Annotated in this window: 7 protein-coding genes and 30 tRNA genes; 21 read left to right on the top strand and 16 right to left on the bottom strand. The window is 44.2% G+C overall.

Annotated elements, in window-relative coordinates; translation table 11 throughout:
• The first annotated feature begins 18 nt into the window (after positions 1–18).
• From PPIS_RS11625 to msrB, 5 genes are all read left to right on the top strand, one after another.
• Positions 19–3,408 (top strand): AAA family ATPase, encoded by a 3,390-nt coding sequence (locus PPIS_RS11625; protein WP_010378824.1) that lies wholly within the window; start codon positions 19–21, stop codon positions 3,406–3,408.
• A gap of 18 nt (positions 3,409–3,426) precedes the next feature.
• Positions 3,427–4,152: a cell division protein ZipA gene (gene zipA / locus PPIS_RS11620; RefSeq protein ID WP_010378826.1), complete on the top strand. Its 726-nt coding sequence runs from the start codon at positions 3,427–3,429 to the stop codon at positions 4,150–4,152.
• A 66-nt stretch (positions 4,153–4,218) separates the two neighbouring features.
• The gene (gene ligA / locus PPIS_RS11615) at positions 4,219–6,237 is read left to right on the top strand and encodes an NAD-dependent DNA ligase LigA (protein ID WP_010378828.1); all 2,019 of its coding nucleotides are present in this window, start codon (positions 4,219–4,221) and stop codon (positions 6,235–6,237) included.
• A 4-nt stretch (positions 6,238–6,241) separates the two neighbouring features.
• A complete protein-coding gene (locus tag PPIS_RS11610; protein WP_010378830.1) occupies positions 6,242–6,754 on the top strand; it encodes a DUF2919 domain-containing protein in 513 nt (170 codons plus the stop codon).
• Position 6,755: 1 nt separating this feature from the next.
• Positions 6,756–7,196: a peptide-methionine (R)-S-oxide reductase MsrB gene (gene msrB, locus PPIS_RS11605; protein ID WP_010378832.1), complete on the top strand. Its 441-nt coding sequence runs from the start codon at positions 6,756–6,758 to the stop codon at positions 7,194–7,196.
• Between the two features lie 23 nt (positions 7,197–7,219).
• Here the strand turns inward: msrB and PPIS_RS11600 are convergent, their stop codons facing one another.
• The 16 genes from PPIS_RS11600 to PPIS_RS11525 all read right to left on the bottom strand — a co-directional run bounded on the left by PPIS_RS11600 (position 7,220) and on the right by PPIS_RS11525 (position 11,289).
• Positions 7,220–8,851, bottom strand: coding sequence for a response regulator (locus PPIS_RS11600; protein ID WP_010378834.1), 1,632 nt, complete (start codon positions 8,849–8,851; stop codon positions 7,220–7,222).
• 388 nt (positions 8,852–9,239) lie between these two features.
• A tRNA-Val gene (locus PPIS_RS11595) sits at positions 9,240–9,315 on the bottom strand.
• A 65-nt stretch (positions 9,316–9,380) separates the two neighbouring features.
• Positions 9,381–9,456, bottom strand: a tRNA-Val gene (locus tag PPIS_RS11590).
• A 65-nt stretch (positions 9,457–9,521) separates the two neighbouring features.
• A tRNA-Val gene (locus PPIS_RS11585) sits at positions 9,522–9,597 on the bottom strand.
• A 65-nt stretch (positions 9,598–9,662) separates the two neighbouring features.
• Positions 9,663–9,738 (bottom strand) — tRNA-Val (locus PPIS_RS11580).
• Between the two features lie 65 nt (positions 9,739–9,803).
• Positions 9,804–9,879 (bottom strand) — tRNA-Val (locus PPIS_RS11575).
• Between the two features lie 65 nt (positions 9,880–9,944).
• Positions 9,945–10,020 (bottom strand) — tRNA-Val (locus PPIS_RS11570).
• 65 nt (positions 10,021–10,085) lie between these two features.
• Positions 10,086–10,161, bottom strand: a tRNA-Val gene (locus tag PPIS_RS11565).
• Between the two features lie 65 nt (positions 10,162–10,226).
• Positions 10,227–10,302, bottom strand: a tRNA-Val gene (locus PPIS_RS11560).
• A gap of 65 nt (positions 10,303–10,367) precedes the next feature.
• Positions 10,368–10,443, bottom strand: a tRNA-Val gene (locus PPIS_RS11555).
• 65 nt (positions 10,444–10,508) lie between these two features.
• Positions 10,509–10,584 (bottom strand) — tRNA-Val (locus PPIS_RS11550).
• Positions 10,585–10,649: 65 nt separating this feature from the next.
• Positions 10,650–10,725: transfer RNA gene (locus tag PPIS_RS11545), tRNA-Val, on the bottom strand.
• A 65-nt stretch (positions 10,726–10,790) separates the two neighbouring features.
• Positions 10,791–10,866: transfer RNA gene (locus PPIS_RS11540), tRNA-Val, on the bottom strand.
• 65 nt (positions 10,867–10,931) lie between these two features.
• Positions 10,932–11,007, bottom strand: a tRNA-Val gene (locus tag PPIS_RS11535).
• Positions 11,008–11,072: 65 nt separating this feature from the next.
• Positions 11,073–11,148: transfer RNA gene (locus PPIS_RS11530), tRNA-Val, on the bottom strand.
• A 65-nt stretch (positions 11,149–11,213) separates the two neighbouring features.
• Positions 11,214–11,289, bottom strand: a tRNA-Val gene (locus tag PPIS_RS11525).
• 519 nt (positions 11,290–11,808) lie between these two features.
• On the opposite strand from PPIS_RS11525, the gene PPIS_RS11520 reads away from it, so the two are divergent.
• From PPIS_RS11520 to PPIS_RS11445, 16 genes are all read left to right on the top strand, one after another.
• Positions 11,809–11,884 (top strand) — tRNA-Ala (locus PPIS_RS11520).
• A gap of 75 nt (positions 11,885–11,959) precedes the next feature.
• Positions 11,960–12,035: transfer RNA gene (locus PPIS_RS11515), tRNA-Glu, on the top strand.
• A gap of 160 nt (positions 12,036–12,195) precedes the next feature.
• A tRNA-Glu gene (locus PPIS_RS11510) sits at positions 12,196–12,271 on the top strand.
• 160 nt (positions 12,272–12,431) lie between these two features.
• Positions 12,432–12,507 (top strand) — tRNA-Glu (locus tag PPIS_RS11505).
• A gap of 69 nt (positions 12,508–12,576) precedes the next feature.
• A tRNA-Glu gene (locus tag PPIS_RS11500) sits at positions 12,577–12,651 on the top strand.
• A gap of 69 nt (positions 12,652–12,720) precedes the next feature.
• Positions 12,721–12,795, top strand: a tRNA-Glu gene (locus PPIS_RS11495).
• A 69-nt stretch (positions 12,796–12,864) separates the two neighbouring features.
• A tRNA-Glu gene (locus PPIS_RS11490) sits at positions 12,865–12,939 on the top strand.
• 69 nt (positions 12,940–13,008) lie between these two features.
• A tRNA-Glu gene (locus tag PPIS_RS11485) sits at positions 13,009–13,083 on the top strand.
• Between the two features lie 69 nt (positions 13,084–13,152).
• Positions 13,153–13,227: transfer RNA gene (locus tag PPIS_RS11480), tRNA-Glu, on the top strand.
• Between the two features lie 69 nt (positions 13,228–13,296).
• Positions 13,297–13,371 (top strand) — tRNA-Glu (locus PPIS_RS11475).
• A gap of 69 nt (positions 13,372–13,440) precedes the next feature.
• Positions 13,441–13,515 (top strand) — tRNA-Glu (locus PPIS_RS11470).
• 69 nt (positions 13,516–13,584) lie between these two features.
• Positions 13,585–13,659: transfer RNA gene (locus PPIS_RS11465), tRNA-Glu, on the top strand.
• A 69-nt stretch (positions 13,660–13,728) separates the two neighbouring features.
• Positions 13,729–13,803: transfer RNA gene (locus PPIS_RS11460), tRNA-Glu, on the top strand.
• Between the two features lie 69 nt (positions 13,804–13,872).
• Positions 13,873–13,947: transfer RNA gene (locus tag PPIS_RS11455), tRNA-Glu, on the top strand.
• 69 nt (positions 13,948–14,016) lie between these two features.
• Positions 14,017–14,091, top strand: a tRNA-Glu gene (locus PPIS_RS11450).
• A gap of 287 nt (positions 14,092–14,378) precedes the next feature.
• Positions 14,379–15,968, top strand: a complete 1,590-nt coding sequence (locus PPIS_RS11445) for a methyl-accepting chemotaxis protein (protein WP_010379415.1) — start codon at positions 14,379–14,381, stop codon at positions 15,966–15,968.
• The last annotated feature ends 51 nt before the right edge of the window (positions 15,969–16,019 follow it).

Genomic DNA, 16,019 nt, shown 5'->3' with positions numbered 1-16,019 from the left:
GAACAACAATAATAAGCTATGCGACTGAGTAGCATCAAACTGGCCGGCTTTAAATCTTTCGTAGAGCCAACCAAGATCCCGTTTCCTGACCAGATGACATGTGTGGTTGGGCCAAACGGCTGTGGTAAGTCTAATGTTATTGATGCGGTTCGCTGGGTACTGGGTGAAAGCTCTGCGAAAAATCTCCGTGGCGATGCCATGACGGACGTTATTTTTAACGGTTCGACCAAACGTAAACCTATCTCGCAAGCTTCTGTAGAACTGATTTTTGATAATACTCAAGGCCGGTTGCCCGGCACGTTTGCAGATCGTAATCAAATTGCCATTAAGCGCTTAGTAACGCGAGATGGCCAATCTCTTTATTTTTTAAATGGGAGTAAGTGCCGTAAGCGCGATATCACGGATATCTTTTTGGGTACTGGCCTAGGTCCTCGCAGTTACGCAATTATAGAGCAAGGGATGATCTCTCGCTTGATTGAGAGTAAGCCGCAAGAGTTAAGAGTTTTTTTAGAAGAAGCCGCCGGGATTTCAAAATATAAAGAGCGTAGACGAGAAACCCAAACTCGGATCAAGAGTACCCGCGAAAACATGGAGCGTTTGCTCGATGTTAGGCAAGAGCTACAGAGTCAGCTAGATAAACTGGCACTTCAAGCACAACAGGCGAGCGAATATAAGTCTTTAAAGTCGCAAGAGCGTGACTTAAAGTCTTGGATAGCGATTTTAAAGTGGCAAAGCCTTGAGCAAAAGCAGGCAATCAAAGCCAAAGAAATTGCCAAACTCAATGAAAAATTAGCATTTTTTAATGAAGCTCACAGTGGTCATGACAGCATTTTAGCGACGTTAGAACATGAAATTAAGCATTGCAATGATGGCTATGAGCAAGCACAACATAGCGTGCACCGAATTGAAACCCAGTTGGCAACGCTTGAGCAACAGAAAGTCAATCTAACTGATAAAAAGCGTCAGCTTATTGAGCAGTCTCAAATACTGAAATCACAACAGCAAGAAGTGATTGAGGCGCAAGACGAGCAAGCCGAGTATGTGGCGAGCAGCGCTGAAAAAGTCGCTGAAGTTTCTGAACGACTTGAAATTGCGCTATTGCAACTGGAAGAAATTCAACTCACAAATGAGCAAAGTGACACAGAGCAGGCTCAGTTAGAAGCGCAGTTTAGTGGCGCACAGAAGCAGTACCAACAAATACATGCTCAGGTACAGCAAGGGGCAAGCCAATTAGCGCAACAACAGCAAGCTAAACTGCACATAGACAAGCGTCAGGCTGAACTGCTGGAACAGGCAGACGCGCATCACGCATCTATGTTGGAAAATGACTTGGCTGAAGCTCAGGATGCACATCATCAGCTGGTTCAAGCGATGGCTAAATTACAAAGCCAAGCTGGTAAGTTGCAAGACCAAGAGCAAGCCAATAAAGAGGAAATCTTACTGGCACAGGCTCATGCTCAAAAATCGATCCAGGTGTTACAAGAAGTGCAATCTGAAATAAAAGCGTTATCACGCTGGGCAGAGGAAACATCGGAGGCTTCATCTGCGACTATGTTATCGCAACTTGTTGTCGAGTCTGGGTATGAAGAATGCGTGGAAGCGGCACTGCTTGGGTTGACGCATTTGGTCGTTGAGCAAAGCGAAATGAATACGCTATGGCCCATCGAACTCGAAGTTCCCGTTGATTCCGTCGCGACAAAAATAAGCTCAGGACTATTCCCCAGCTTTTTAACGAAAATAAAATTATGCGCTGAACCTACAGACTTTAAATCGTGTGAACAATTTCTTCTCGGCGTGACGGTCGGTGGCGTTATTGTGGGAGATAACTTCAAGGCCAAGGCGAAAAGCAATGAAGAGAGTGGCGCGTTAAAACGCTATGCCCAATTGCAGTCATGCCAATCTCAGCTTCCTCATTTACAACAACTCACCGAAGAGGCCGAGCAGGCTGTAGCACAAAAACGTATTGCCCTTGAAGACACGCAAGCTGGCTTATTGGAAACACAGCAATGCGTTCACGAAAAGGCCCAAGCAATCGCCAGCCATAAAACCAAAATTGAAATGCTGGATGAGAATCTGAGCATTTGGCGTGAGCAAGGACAGAAAATTCAAGAACAACTTGATGCCATTGCTCAAGAACGAGCTGAGGTCATCGAACAACTTGAACTTTATACTGAACAGCAATTACAACGTGATGAGTTGCTAGCGCAAGCACAACAAACACAACAACTGGCCGAGGCTAAGTTGGCCGAGTTTAAACAACATAGTCAATCTCGACGCGCCGCATTACAAGAAGCACAGCAATTAGTTCATACCACTAAACTTGCATCACAGCAGGCTGAAAGTGAACTACAGCTCAGCAATTCTAAATTTGAACACTTGCAACATCGTCGCGATGAAATAAACCAGCGCATCGAGCAAACACAAGCAGATATTTTGCTTTGTGAAGAGCCGCTCGCGGAGGCGCATGAAGACATTGAATTATTGCTCGCCCAACATCTAGAAGCCAAGGCGCAAAAGCAAACGATGTTGGATACGCTCAACCAAGCCAAGGAAAACCTTTCCCAAAAACAAGCGGCATTAAAAGATGCGCAAGGCGAAGTGGGTAAACTCAATGAGTCTTTGCAACAAGTGAAACTTGAAGAGCAAAGCTTGATGATAAAGGCGCAAGCGGCACTTGAACCTTTGCAGGAGCTTGGCCGGACGCTAAAAGCGGAGCTGGCGCAATTACCTGAGAATGCAAATTTGGGGCAGTATCAAGCTAATTTGAGTCGAGTCAGTAATGATCTTGGCAAGTTAGGGGCTGTGAACTTAGCTGCAATTGAAGAGTTTGAAGAAGCGAAGGCACGTAAAACCTATTTAGATACACAGCTGGATGATCTCACTAATGCGTTAGAAACGTTAGAAGCGGTGATCAGAAAAATTGATAAAGAGACCAAAACCCGCTTCAGCGCCACCTTTAATCAAGTGAATGAAGACTTAGCTGAGCTGTTTCCTAAAGTGTTTGGTGGGGGGAATGCATATCTAGAATTAACTAGCGATGACCTGCTAGAAAGTGGTGTTTCTATCATGGCAAGGCCGCCTGGTAAGAAAAACTCTACAATTCATCTGTTAAGTGGTGGAGAAAAAGCGCTGACCGCATTATCATTGGTGTTTTCAATATTCAGGCTTAATCCAGCCCCATTCTGTATGCTGGATGAAGTAGATGCACCGCTTGATGACGCAAACGTAGGGCGATTTTGTCGTTTGGTTGAAGAGATGTCGCAAACAGTGCAATTTATTTATATCAGTCATAATAAGGTCGCTATGGAAATGGCGGGTAGACTGACGGGGGTAACCATGGCAGAACCCGGGGTGTCGCGTATGGTTGCCGTAGATATAGAACAAGCGGTGCAAATGGCACAGGCATAACAACAAAAAAGGTGAGCAATGGCCACAGAGTTAAGATGGGCATTAATCGTGATCAGTGCGTTGGTCATAGGCGGGTTACTCATACATGGACTTTGGTCTGTTCGTAAGAAGAACAGCGATAAAGCTTCAAAAAAGGAGCCCAATGAACTCAAAGAGCAAACGCCGAGTCACGATAAAGAGCCTGACGAACCTGAAATTGGAGAGATGACCTTTAGTGCGGTGGATGACGAGCCTGCGACTGAGGGCATTTTAGCGACGGAAGAGCCTGAAACTGAGGTGCAAACCGAGAACAGTGGATCTGAAGAGGCTGAGCTTGAAGAGAGTGCAATAGAGCCACAAGACTTTATTATTCTTCACGTTGATATGCCTGAAGGCCTGAAAATGGCAGGTTCAAGGTTGTTACCAACCGTGTTAAGCCTTGGATTTAAATATTCTGATGAGGGCTTCTTCAATCGCCATTTAGAGCCGTCCGGAAACGGTCCTGTGTTATTTAGATTGGTAAACATGTACAACCCAGGTACGTTTGACATCGATAACATGGAACAATTTAGCACAGCTGGCATTAGCCTATTTATGACCTTACCTTGTGAAGGCGATAACTTGGCTGCATTTAATATGCTTCACAGTGCATCGAAAAAACTAGCTGAAGAGTTTGGCGCAACGGTACTTGATAAAGACCGCGAACCGTTAACGGTTGAAGCCGTGCGCGGTTATGTTGAAAAAGTGCGTGAATTCGCCGCTTAATCGCTACTTAGAATCATTTTTAAGCCACTGGCATCTGCTGGTGGCTTTTTACGTTTAGAGGTTTAAATGTCAGACAACATTGAAAGCCAAGTTGCAGCTCTTAGGCAGCAACTCGAAGATTACAATTACCAATATTATGTTCTAGATAACCCAAGTGTGCCTGATGCGGAATATGATCGTGTAATGCGCCAGTTGATGGCGCTTGAGCAGCAGCATCCTGAGTTACAAAGTCCTGATTCCCCATCGCAGAAAGTGGGTGGTGAAGCGCTTAGCAAGTTTGAGCAAGTAACACACAGAGTACCTATGTTGTCGCTTGATAATGCCTTCGACGAGAGTGAATTTACGGCATTTAATCGCCGTCTAAAAGAGCGCCTACTGACAAGTAAAGATGTTACTTTTTGCTGTGAACCAAAGCTCGATGGCTTGGCGGTGTCTATTTTGTATCGTGATAGTGTGCTCGTTCAAGCGGCGACAAGGGGAGACGGTCAAGTTGGGGAAAACATCACTGAGAACGTCAAAACCATTCGCAATATTCCGCTGAAACTGCGTGGAGAACATATTCCGCATGAAGTAGAAGTGCGTGGTGAAGTTTTTATGGATACTGCGGGTTTCATTAAGCTAAATGAAACGGCGCAAGCGAAAGGTGATAAGACCTTTGCAAACCCAAGAAATGCGGCAGCAGGAAGTCTGCGTCAGTTAGACTCAAAAATCACCGCTAAGCGTCCGTTGATGTTTTATGCTTATTCTATGGGCTTGGTTGAAGGCGGTGAGCTGGCCAACGAGCATTATGCGCAGCTACAGCAATTACAAGGTTGGGGATTGCCAATGAGCCCTGAGACAAAGCTTGTCGATAATGCACAGCAAGCTTTGGCTTATTATCAAGATATCATGACGCGCCGTGCTGAGCTTCCCTATGAAATCGACGGCGTAGTGATCAAAGTGAATGATAAAGCGCAGCAAGAGCAGCTTGGCTTTGTTGCTCGCGCGCCGCGCTGGGCGATTGCATTTAAGTTTCCAGCACAAGAAGAGATCACTCAGCTGCTTGATGTTGAGTTTCAGGTTGGTCGTACTGGTGCGATCACGCCCGTTGCACGCTTAGAGCCTGTTTTTGTTGGTGGTGTTACGGTATCGAATGCCACGCTTCATAATGGTGATGAAATTGCGCGTTTAGGTGTAAAGATTGGTGATACCGTTATTGTACGCCGAGCTGGGGATGTGATCCCTCAGGTAACTCAGGTCGTTTTAGATAGGCGTCCAGATGATGCCAAAGAGATTGAGTTCCCAGATACTTGTCCGGTGTGTGATTCTCATGTTGAGCGCGTTGAAGGGGAAGCGGTTGCGCGTTGTACTGGCGGTTTAGTGTGCCGTGCACAACGTAAAGAAGCAATTAAGCACTTTGCATCGAGAAAGGCCCTCGACATAGATGGCCTTGGCGACAAAATAGTTGAGCAGTTAGTTGAGCGCGAGCTAATCAAAACCCCTGCCGATCTGTTTATCTTAAGACAAGGGCATTTTGAGTCTCTTGAACGTATGGGACCAAAGTCTGCTAAAAACTTGGTTGCGGCGCTTGAGGAAGCAAAGCAAACAACGTTAGCCAAATTTTTGTATTCCCTTGGGATCAGAGAAGTTGGTGAAGCGACAGCACAAAACTTGGCAAATCACTTCCTGACGCTTGAAAAAGTGATGGTCGCCTCCATTGATACTCTACAGCAAGTAAGTGATGTTGGTGTTGTTGTTGCGCAGCACATTCATAGCTTTTTTGCCGAGCAGCACAATCAAGAAGTGGTAACTGCATTGATTGAAGTGGGTGTAACTTGGCAAGATGTGGCAGCACCGTCAGAGGATGCACAGCCTTTAGCAGGGCTAACTTATGTGTTGACTGGAACCTTGAGCCAACTGAACCGCAACGATGCTAAAGCGAGATTGCAAGCGCTTGGCGCTAAGGTCGCGGGTAGTGTGTCGAAAAATACGGATGCAGTTTATGCCGGCGAAAAAGCAGGCTCTAAGCTCACTAAGGCACAAGAGCTAGGTGTTGAGGTGTTCGATGAAGAGGCGCTGATCGCACTGTTAAACAAATACGAGTAGTAAAATGAAATCAGTAACACGATACGGCCCTGAATACTGGGATAAATATGGCGTTTATCGTACGCCAATCGCTTTTAATTTAGCGCTGGTCGTGTTGCTCCGCCCGTTGCTTATTTGGGTGTTTTCTGCACTAGCGAGACGCCCAGACTTGGATTTGATGTCGCTATTCTTTGAGTCTAAGTTTCACTTTTTTGTCGCGACAGGGATCGCTTGTATCGCGCTCATACCAACCGTTGTGTTTTCTCTTAGGCGGCCAACAAGCTCTCCAAAGCTCGCAGTCGTCTGGCGTTATATGCGTTTGCCACTTATATTAACAGCGGTACTCGATTTGGCGTGGTTAACCCTGCAAGCTGGGAAAACCCATTATAGTTTTTCTCCTTATATTGCCGTACAAATTGTATTGGTGAGTTGGGTACTTTTATATTTAATTAAAAGTCGCTATCTAAGCTGCTTTTTTGGCGATTGGCCACTTCCTGTTGAAGAGCAAAAAACAGAAGTAAACAAGAGAGAGAATTGAGATGTTAAAGTGGTTAGATATACTAAACTTTGCCAGAAATGGTAATCCTGTTGCTCCTCGCAGAGTTGATAAATCGGACCAGCAATGGCAATCAGAGCTTGCTCCAGAAACTTACATGATCACCAGGAAAAAGGGGACTGAACGCCCGTTTAGCTCACAAAGTTGTCAGCTTTTTGAACCTGGTAAATACTACTGTGTATGCTGTGGCGAGCTGTTATTCGATGCCGAAGAAAAGTTTGATAGTGGCTCTGGTTGGCCCTCGTTTACACAGCCTGCAGCAGTGGAAGCGGTGGCATATCATGGCGATAAGAGCCATGGAATGACGCGCGTCGAAATCACTTGTAATGTGTGTGATAGCCACTTAGGTCACGTATTCCCTGATGGCCCTGAACCAAGTGGACTGCGTTATTGTGTTAATGCCCTTGCAATGGAAAAGAAATAACTCAATTGCGATAAAACAAGTGATTACTCAAAGTCGAGTTTCATTTCATTTAGTTTAGCTTTGAGTTTACCGTAGCGGATCTGCTGTTCACTATCCAACTCAGACTGATTTAGCAAGGTAGTACAACGCTTTGCTAAATTGGAATTAAAAGTACTTCCTGACTTAGCACAACTATCACTCATACATTGCAGTAAATTTAGCGCTATTCCTGAGTTTTTAGGCATAATTCTAAAGGCTTGAGTGAATGCCTCCAAAGCGGTTTCATACTGTCCTTTGTTAAACTGTGTGACCGCATGGTTATTCAGCTCTCTAGGACCCATGGTGATCTCTTTTTTCTCTTGCTGCTGCTGATATAGATAGTGCATTGTGATGGGATCTGCGCTTGAGTTGTGGCGCTCACAGTGGGCAATAACTTGACTAAATAGCTCCTGAGCTTTGTGGTTTAATCCCACCTCATGTAGTGCTTTTGCTTTGTCTAAAGTGGAATCTACCGAGCGAATAACGGGTTCATCTTCTAACTGTTCTAGCAGTTGTTTCGCTTTTTTATGCTCATCTTTTAGATAATGGACGCGGGCGTTGAGGACATCGATTTGCGCTTGGGTTTGTGCGTTTGGAAATTGTTGTTTTAAATCACTCAGGTATTGTTGCGTTTGTCTTGTGAGACGAGTGACTTGGTCTGATTGATCGGTACTCAGAGCAAAATCTATTCCTGCTCGTGCGGCGTTCAAATACACTTCTGGTTTGTCATGGATAGAGTAGCGCGCGAAACTTGCGATATCTTTATGCGCTTTATAGCTGGCTTCATAGTCGTGATTAATTTGCGCAACTCGACCAAGTGACTGTTGCCTATTTATGTTTCTGGGTGCCATCTCAATTGCTTGCTCTAACAATTGTTGGGCATTCTCATATTGATTTAGCTTTATTTCGAGTTTGCTCAATAAATCGAGCGCAGGAAGACGAGTTTCTGGTCGCTCTATTAAGGTTTTCAACATCTTTTGAGCGATAACATCTTCATTGTTGGTAATGAGCGCCTCGACCAAGCCTAGCTTTGCCCATGTAAACTTTTGTAGAGCCAAAACCGACTTGTAAAAAGACTTAGCTTCTTCTAATTGATTGAGCCTGAGTAGAAGTTCTCCTTTTAGCTTTAGGAGTAGGGAAGTGTAGTTATGATCTTTGTTATCTAGTTCTAGATCTAGCGCTTTCAAGGCCTTTGAGTAGTTCTTATCGTCTACAAGCAAGTTTATATGCCTTAAAGCCTGTTTACGCTTTAAAACTCGTTCTATACGGTTTTGTAGTTCTTTTATTGAAAAGGGCTTAACTAAAAAGTCATCAGGTTGGAGTTCAATAATACTATGGACTAACTCGGGGCTAGTTTCAGAAGAAATAAAAATAAAAGCGGTACTTGAGCGAATTAACTGTTTGGAGCGCAACTCTTCATAAAATTGATAGCCATTTTGTTTTTTTGCTAAACCAAAAGAGCATACGATGAGATCAAACTTATTGATGGTACAAAGCTCTTTTGCACTGTCTGCACTTTCTGCAAATTTTAAATTTCTGAAATCTAACTGTTCTAAAGATTGTTTCATATAGCTCAATGCTAATGGTTGATCTTCAACGATTAACATTTTGGCATTTTGAATAGATGGAGCTGACATAGAAACAATTTTTAGACAATGGCTTTGCTTCTAGTCTAGTACTTAGGTGTAGTTTTGAAAACAAAAATTAACTCATTTTTAGTAGGTTAGTCTATTTAGCTTATCCCAACTATTTACTGAGGTTAGTGGCAAAATAGTTAAGGGTATAACAAAAATTTGGGAGGCTTAGTAGAGTAATTAATTAGTTAATCAATGAGAAAAGTGGGTTGTTTCTGTGGACTTAATGGCAGGTTTAAACTTATTCATTTTGATGTGATTTTTGAGTATGTGATAAGTAACAACGACAGTACGGAAAGTGAAGTGGTATACTGAATTTAAAGTTGTGGTTTTAGCCTTGCTTAGGCTTAGTGCGATGTTTTGAATCGACCACTATATCTAGAAAATAAAGTGGTGGGTTGTACTGGACTTGAACCAGTGACCCTCGCCTTGTAAGGGCGATGCTCTCCCAACTGAGCTAACAACCCAAATTGTGTTTCAATTTATACTCTCGAATAGAGTTTAATGTCCAATTCTAATCTAAGAGTAGAAGTGGTGGGTTGTACTGGACTTGAACCAGTGACCCTCGCCTTGTAAGGGCGATACTCTCCCAACTGAGCTAACAACCCAAATTGTGTTTCAATTTATACTCTCGAATAGAGTTTAATGTCCAATTCTAATCTAAGAGTAGAAGTGGTGGGTTGTACTGGACTTGAACCAGTGACCCTCGCCTTGTAAGGGCGATACTCTCCCAACTGAGCTAACAACCCAAATTGTGTTTCAATTTATACTCTCGAATAGAGTTTAATGTCCAATTCTAATCTAAGAGTAGAAGTGGTGGGTTGTACTGGACTTGAACCAGTGACCCTCGCCTTGTAAGGGCGATACTCTCCCAACTGAGCTAACAACCCAAATTGTGTTTCAATTTATACTCTCGAATAGAGTTTAATGTCCAATTCTAATCTAAGAGTAGAAGTGGTGGGTTGTACTGGACTTGAACCAGTGACCCTCGCCTTGTAAGGGCGATACTCTCCCAACTGAGCTAACAACCCAAATTGTGTTTCAATTTATACTCTCGAATAGAGTTTAATGTCCAATTCTAATCTAAGAGTAGAAGTGGTGGGTTGTACTGGACTTGAACCAGTGACCCTCGCCTTGTAAGGGCGATACTCTCCCAACTGAGCTAACAACCCAAATTGTGTTTCAATTTATACTCTCGAATAGAGTTTAATGTCCAATTCTAATCTAAGAGTAGAAGTGGTGGGTTGTACTGGACTTGAACCAGTGACCCTCGCCTTGTAAGGGCGATACTCTCCCAACTGAGCTAACAACCCAAATTGTGTTTCAATTTATACTCTCGAATAGAGTTTAATGTCCAATTCTAATCTAAGAGTAGAAGTGGTGGGTTGTACTGGACTTGAACCAGTGACCCTCGCCTTGTAAGGGCGATACTCTCCCAACTGAGCTAACAACCCAAATTGTGTTTCAATTTATACTCTCGAATAGAGTTTAATGTCCAATTCTAATCTAAGAGTAGAAGTGGTGGGTTGTACTGGACTTGAACCAGTGACCCTCGCCTTGTAAGGGCGATACTCTCCCAACTGAGCTAACAACCCAAATTGTGTTTCAATTTATACTCTCGAATAGAGTTTAATGTCCAATTCTAATCTAAGAGTAGAAGTGGTGGGTTGTACTGGACTTGAACCAGTGACCCTCGCCTTGTAAGGGCGATACTCTCCCAACTGAGCTAACAACCCAAATTGTGTTTCAATTTATACTCTCGAATAGAGTTTAATGTCCAATTCTAATCTAAGAGTAGAAGTGGTGGGTTGTACTGGACTTGAACCAGTGACCCTCGCCTTGTAAGGGCGATACTCTCCCAACTGAGCTAACAACCCAAATTGTGTTTCAATTTATACTCTCGAATAGAGTTTAATGTCCAATTCTAATCTAAGAGTAGAAGTGGTGGGTTGTACTGGACTTGAACCAGTGACCCTCGCCTTGTAAGGGCGATACTCTCCCAACTGAGCTAACAACCCAAATTGTGTTTCAATTTATACTCTCGAATAGAGTTTAATGTCCAATTCTAATCTAAGAGTAGAAGTGGTGGGTTGTACTGGACTTGAACCAGTGACCCTCGCCTTGTAAGGGCGATACTCTCCCAACTGAGCTAACAACCCAAATTGTGTTTCAATTTATACTCTCGAATAGAGTTTAATGTCCAATTCTAATCTAAGAGTAGAAGTGGTGGGTTGTACTGGACTTGAACCAGTGACCCTCGCCTTGTAAGGGCGATACTCTCCCAACTGAGCTAACAACCCAAATTGTGTTTCAATTTATACTCTCGAATAGAGTTTAATGTCCAATTCTAATCTAAGAGTAGAAGTGGTGGGTTGTACTGGACTTGAACCAGTGACCCTCGCCTTGTAAGGGCGATGCTCTCCCAACTGAGCTAACAACCCAAATTGTATTACAACGTCTGCCGTTGTGGGGCGGTATTATAGGTTTAGTTTGAAAAGAGTCAACACTTAACTTTAAAAAACTATGCTGTGTGATGTTTTTATGCTCAATGCTTTAAGCTCTTCATTATAGAAGAGGTGAGGGGGCTTATATTTTTGTCCTAGAACCATCTTATTTTGGGGGAAATAAGTTGCTGTGCTTTGCATGTTATAGCGCGAAATTAAGCAGGGTTGGATACCATTCGGAAAAAGAAAAGAGCCGTAAATCACTCTGGCCTAATTGGATTTAAAACAAAAAGGCAGAGATGCGGTAACTATGCGTTTTAAATTGTGTAATAAATAATCCAATTCAAGGTGTTAGGCTTGCAAAGGGGAGTCATTTGGTTATATTCTACGCTTCTTGATTTAAAATGAATCAGTTAGAAAAAACTTTCATAAAAGTTGTTGACTTTATTTTTGCTCCTGCATAGAATGCGCCCCGCACTCAGCGATACAGGCTAGCAGTTCAGGTCTGACTATTATGGGGCTATAGCTCAGCTGGGAGAGCGCTTGCATGGCATGCAAGAGGTCGACGGTTCGATCCCGTCTAGCTCCACCAATTTATCGTTAGTGCATATGTCCTAGTACATAATTCAAATGGCAACGCCTCGAGTGCGAAGTTGTTTGTTATTGTGTCCCCTTCGTCTAGAGGCCTAGGACACCGCCCTTTCACGGCGGTAACAGGGGTTCGAATCCCCTAGGGGACGCCACTTACTTTGGTAGGTAACTCGGTTAGCAAGAGAATAAACAGCTAAATAAAGTCCTAGTGACACAGAAAACTTTCTGTTTTTGATAGGCCCATTCGCCTCCCAGGCTCGGTCTCGTCTAACACAGAAATAGCAAATCAATGATTTGCAAAACAATTTCTGCGTCCCCTTCGTCTAGAGGCCTAGGACACCGCCCTTTCACGGCGGTAACAGGGGTTCGAATCCCCTAGGGGACGCCACTTACTTCGGTAAGTAACTCGGTTAGCAAGAGATTAAACAGCTAAACAAAGTCCTAGTGACACAGAAAACTTTCTGTTTTTAATAAGGTCATTCGCCTCGCAGGCTCGGTCTCATCTAACACAGAAATAGCAAATCGGTGATTTGCAAAACAATTTCTGCGTCCCCTTCGTCTAGAGGCCTAGGACTCCGCCCTTTCACGGCGGTAACCGGGGGTCGAATCCCCTAGGGGACGCCACTTACTTCGGTAAGTAACTCGGTTAGCAAGAGATTAAACAGCTAAATAAAGTCCTAGTGACACATCCGTGTCCCTTCGTCTAGAGGCCTAGGACTCCGCCCTTTCACGGCGGTAACCGGGGGTCGAATCCCCTAGGGGACGCCACTTACTTCGGTAAGTAACTCGGTTAGCAAGAGATTAAACAGCTAAATAAAGTCCTAGTGACACATCCGTGTCCCTTCGTCTAGAGGCCTAGGACTCCGCCCTTTCACGGCGGTAACCGGGGGTCGAATCCCCTAGGGGACGCCACTTACTTCGGTAAGTAACTCGGTTAGCAAGAGATTAAACAGCTAAATAAAGTCCTAGTGACACATCCGTGTCCCTTCGTCTAGAGGCCTAGGACTCCGCCCTTTCACGGCGGTAACCGGGGGTCGAATCCCCTAGGGGACGCCACTTACTTCGGTAAGTAACTCGGTTAGCAAGAGATTAAACAGCTAAATAAAGTCCTAGTGACACATCCGTGTCCCTTCGTCTAGAGGCCTAGGACTCCGCCCTTTCACGGCGGTAACCGGGGGTCGAATCCCCTAGGGGACGCCACTTACTTCGGTAAGTAACTCGGTTAGCAAGAGATTAAACAGCTAAATAAAGTCCTAGTGACACATCCGTGTCCCTTCGTCTAGAGGCCTAGGACTCCGCCCTTTCACGGCGGTAACCGGGGGTCGAATCCCCTAGGGGACGCCACTTACTTCGGTAAGTAACTCGGTTAGCAAGAGATTAAACAGCTAAATAAAGTCCTAGTGACACATCCGTGTCCCTTCGTCTAGAGGCCTAGGACTCCGCCCTTTCACGGCGGTAACCGGGGGTCGAATCCCCTAGGGGACGCCACTTACTTCGGTAAGTAACTCGGTTAGCAAGAGATTAAACAGCTAAATAAAGTCCTAGTGACACATCCGTGTCCCTTCGTCTAGAGGCCTAGGACTCCGCCCTTTCACGGCGGTAACCGGGGGTCGAATCCCCTAGGGGACGCCACTTACTTCGGTAAGTAACTCGGTTAGCAAGAGATTAAACAGCTAAATAAAGTCCTAGTGACACATCCGTGTCCCTTCGTCTAGAGGCCTAGGACTCCGCCCTTTCACGGCGGTAACCGGGGGTCGAATCCCCTAGGGGACGCCACTTACTTCGGTAAGTAACTCGGTTAGCAAGAGATTAAACAGCTAAATAAAGTCCTAGTGACACATCCGTGTCCCTTCGTCTAGAGGCCTAGGACTCCGCCCTTTCACGGCGGTAACCGGGGGTCGAATCCCCTAGGGGACGCCACTTACTTCGGTAAGTAACTCGGTTAGCAAGAGATTAAACAGCTAAATAAAGTCCTAGTGACACATCCGTGTCCCTTCGTCTAGAGGCCTAGGACTCCGCCCTTTCACGGCGGTAACCGGGGGTCGAATCCCCTAGGGGACGCCACTTACTTCGGTAAGTAACTCGGTTAGCAAGAGATTAAACAGCTAAATAAAGTCCTAGTGACACATCCGTGTCCCTTCGTCTAGAGGCCTAGGACACCGCCCTTTCACGGCGGTAACAGGGGTTCGAATCCCCTAGGGGACGCCACTTACTTTCCATATTCTATTCCTCATCTTATTGATATTTATATTTACCTTTCTTAGTTGTTTAAGCTCAGAACTCTGCTAGCTTTTATATTAACTTTCTGTAGTTCGTTAAGTATTCATACCAATTTTTCTTAATACTTGATCCTTCAAAATAGAACACTTAATTGTGTAAATTGGTATCAAATCATATTTCACTATGATCTCAATCAGTCTTTCGGTGAAATTTCTTACGATTTTTAAGAAAGTAATAATTTATTATCTATTGCCCTTTTTAATCGAGAGCGAGCTATGACAAAAGGTAGAGCTGATTACACAGGAAAAGAGAATGATTATCCAAGTTCTTACAATCTACTTTCAACGACAAACGTAAAAGGTCAGATAAAATATGCGAATTCGCAGTTTTGTGAAGTTGCAGGGTTTTCACTTAGTGAGTTAGAGGGGAAGCCCCATAATATCGTTAGGCATCCAACAATGCCTAAAGCCGCTTTCAAGAACCTATGGGATTATATCGAAGCGGGCAAACCTTGGATGGGAATGGTTAAAAACCGCTGCAAGAATGGCGATCACTATTGGGTTAATGCTTTTGTCACTCCTATTAAAGATGCATCTGGTAAGACTGTCGAATATCAATCAGTGAGGACAAAGCCGAGCCGGGAGGTCGTTAACCGTGCAGAGGAAATCTACACTGATTTAAATAATGGTGTGTCACCAAGTAAATTTACTCGTGCCTCTTGGTCTTTGTCAGCTCAAATGATGGCAATAATCATTGTTTTCTATGCCCTAACCATGTTGATCTCAACTTTATCATCACCTTGGAATTACCTCGCTGAAACTTTGCTTACTCTTGCTGTATTATTTATTACTTATTCTCGCCTTGCTCCAGTGCGGTCGCTCAGCGAAAAGGCAAAAAAAATATACGATAACCCTCTGATGCAAAAAGTGTATCTTAATAAGGTTAATGATGTCGCTTCTATAGAGCTTGCTTTACTCGCTAGAGAATCCGAGCTTCGGGCTGTGCTTGGGCGTGTTAAAGATGCTAGCGCTACCGTTTCAGAGTACGCAACCAAAACGATGCAAGAATGCAAAACGAGTTCTGATATTTTAAATCGACAGCAAGCGCAAACCGGCTCCTTAGCAACAGCCATTAATCAGATGTCGGTGTTGATTGGTGAAATCGCCTCTAATACTAATAATGCAGCGCAGCAATCCGAAGCGGCGCTTGAATCCGTTGTGAAAGGCAACAAAGCCGTTGATGACAATATGGAAAATAATTATGCCTTATCGGAAGAGTTATCTCGCACGCAAAAAGATATAGAAGATCTTAATGCGCAAACAGTTAACATCGAAGGGGTTGTTGACGTGATCCGTGGGATCTCCGAGCAAACCAACTTACTTGCTTTAAATGCCGCTATAGAGGCTGCTCGTGCAGGTGAACAAGGTAGAGGATTTGCGGTTGTTGCTGATGAGGTGAGAGCGCTTGCGCAAAGGACACAAGATTCGACAGCCGAGATTAATGGTATTATTGCCGATCTGAGGCAACGAGCAGAGCGGGCGGTTACTGCCATTCAAAGTGGAGTAGAGCGCTCCTCTGAATGTGTAGTAAAGGCAGAGGGAACGAAAGTGAGCCTTGAAACGATCAACACAATAGTAAATGAAATATCAGGTTTGAACTATCAAATTGCGACATCGACAGAAGAAATGTCGAGTGTTTCTAATGAGCTTAACGCAAATGCAGTGACAATTTCAGGTCTTGCGGATGAGTCTATGGAAAGTGCGCGTAAAACGCATGAAACGATGAAAAATACAGAGCAGGCTTTAGAAAATCAAGAGGTGCTTGTCGAGCAGTTTATTCGAAAATTAAACAGTGCCCACCGTTGAGTAGATAACTTAAAGTAATACAGTACTTACCTTGTTGTGTATGGGAGAAGT

The sequence above is a fragment of the Pseudoalteromonas piscicida genome, from assembly GCF_000238315.3.
In the GTDB taxonomy this organism is placed as follows: Bacteria; Pseudomonadota; Gammaproteobacteria; order Enterobacterales; family Alteromonadaceae; genus Pseudoalteromonas; species Pseudoalteromonas piscicida.
Note: the sequence above shows the minus strand (reverse complement) of the source record. Positions and strands in the feature narration are given on the sequence as shown.

What these genes read in the sequence shown, in the direction of transcription:
- PPIS_RS11625 (WP_010378824.1), top strand. Translation starts at nt 19, where the DNA reads ATGCGACTGAGTAGCATCAAACTGGCCGGCTTTAAATCTTTCGTAGAG.
- zipA (WP_010378826.1), top strand. Translation starts at nt 3,427, where the DNA reads ATGGCCACAGAGTTAAGATGGGCATTAATCGTGATCAGTGCGTTGGTC.
- ligA (WP_010378828.1), top strand. Translation starts at nt 4,219, where the DNA reads ATGTCAGACAACATTGAAAGCCAAGTTGCAGCTCTTAGGCAGCAACTC.
- PPIS_RS11610 (WP_010378830.1), top strand. Translation starts at nt 6,242, where the DNA reads ATGAAATCAGTAACACGATACGGCCCTGAATACTGGGATAAATATGGC.
- msrB (WP_010378832.1), top strand. Translation starts at nt 6,756, where the DNA reads ATGTTAAAGTGGTTAGATATACTAAACTTTGCCAGAAATGGTAATCCT.
- PPIS_RS11600 (WP_010378834.1), bottom strand. Translation starts at nt 8,851, where the DNA reads ATGTCAGCTCCATCTATTCAAAATGCCAAAATGTTAATCGTTGAAGAT.
- PPIS_RS11445 (WP_010379415.1), top strand. Translation starts at nt 14,379, where the DNA reads ATGACAAAAGGTAGAGCTGATTACACAGGAAAAGAGAATGATTATCCA.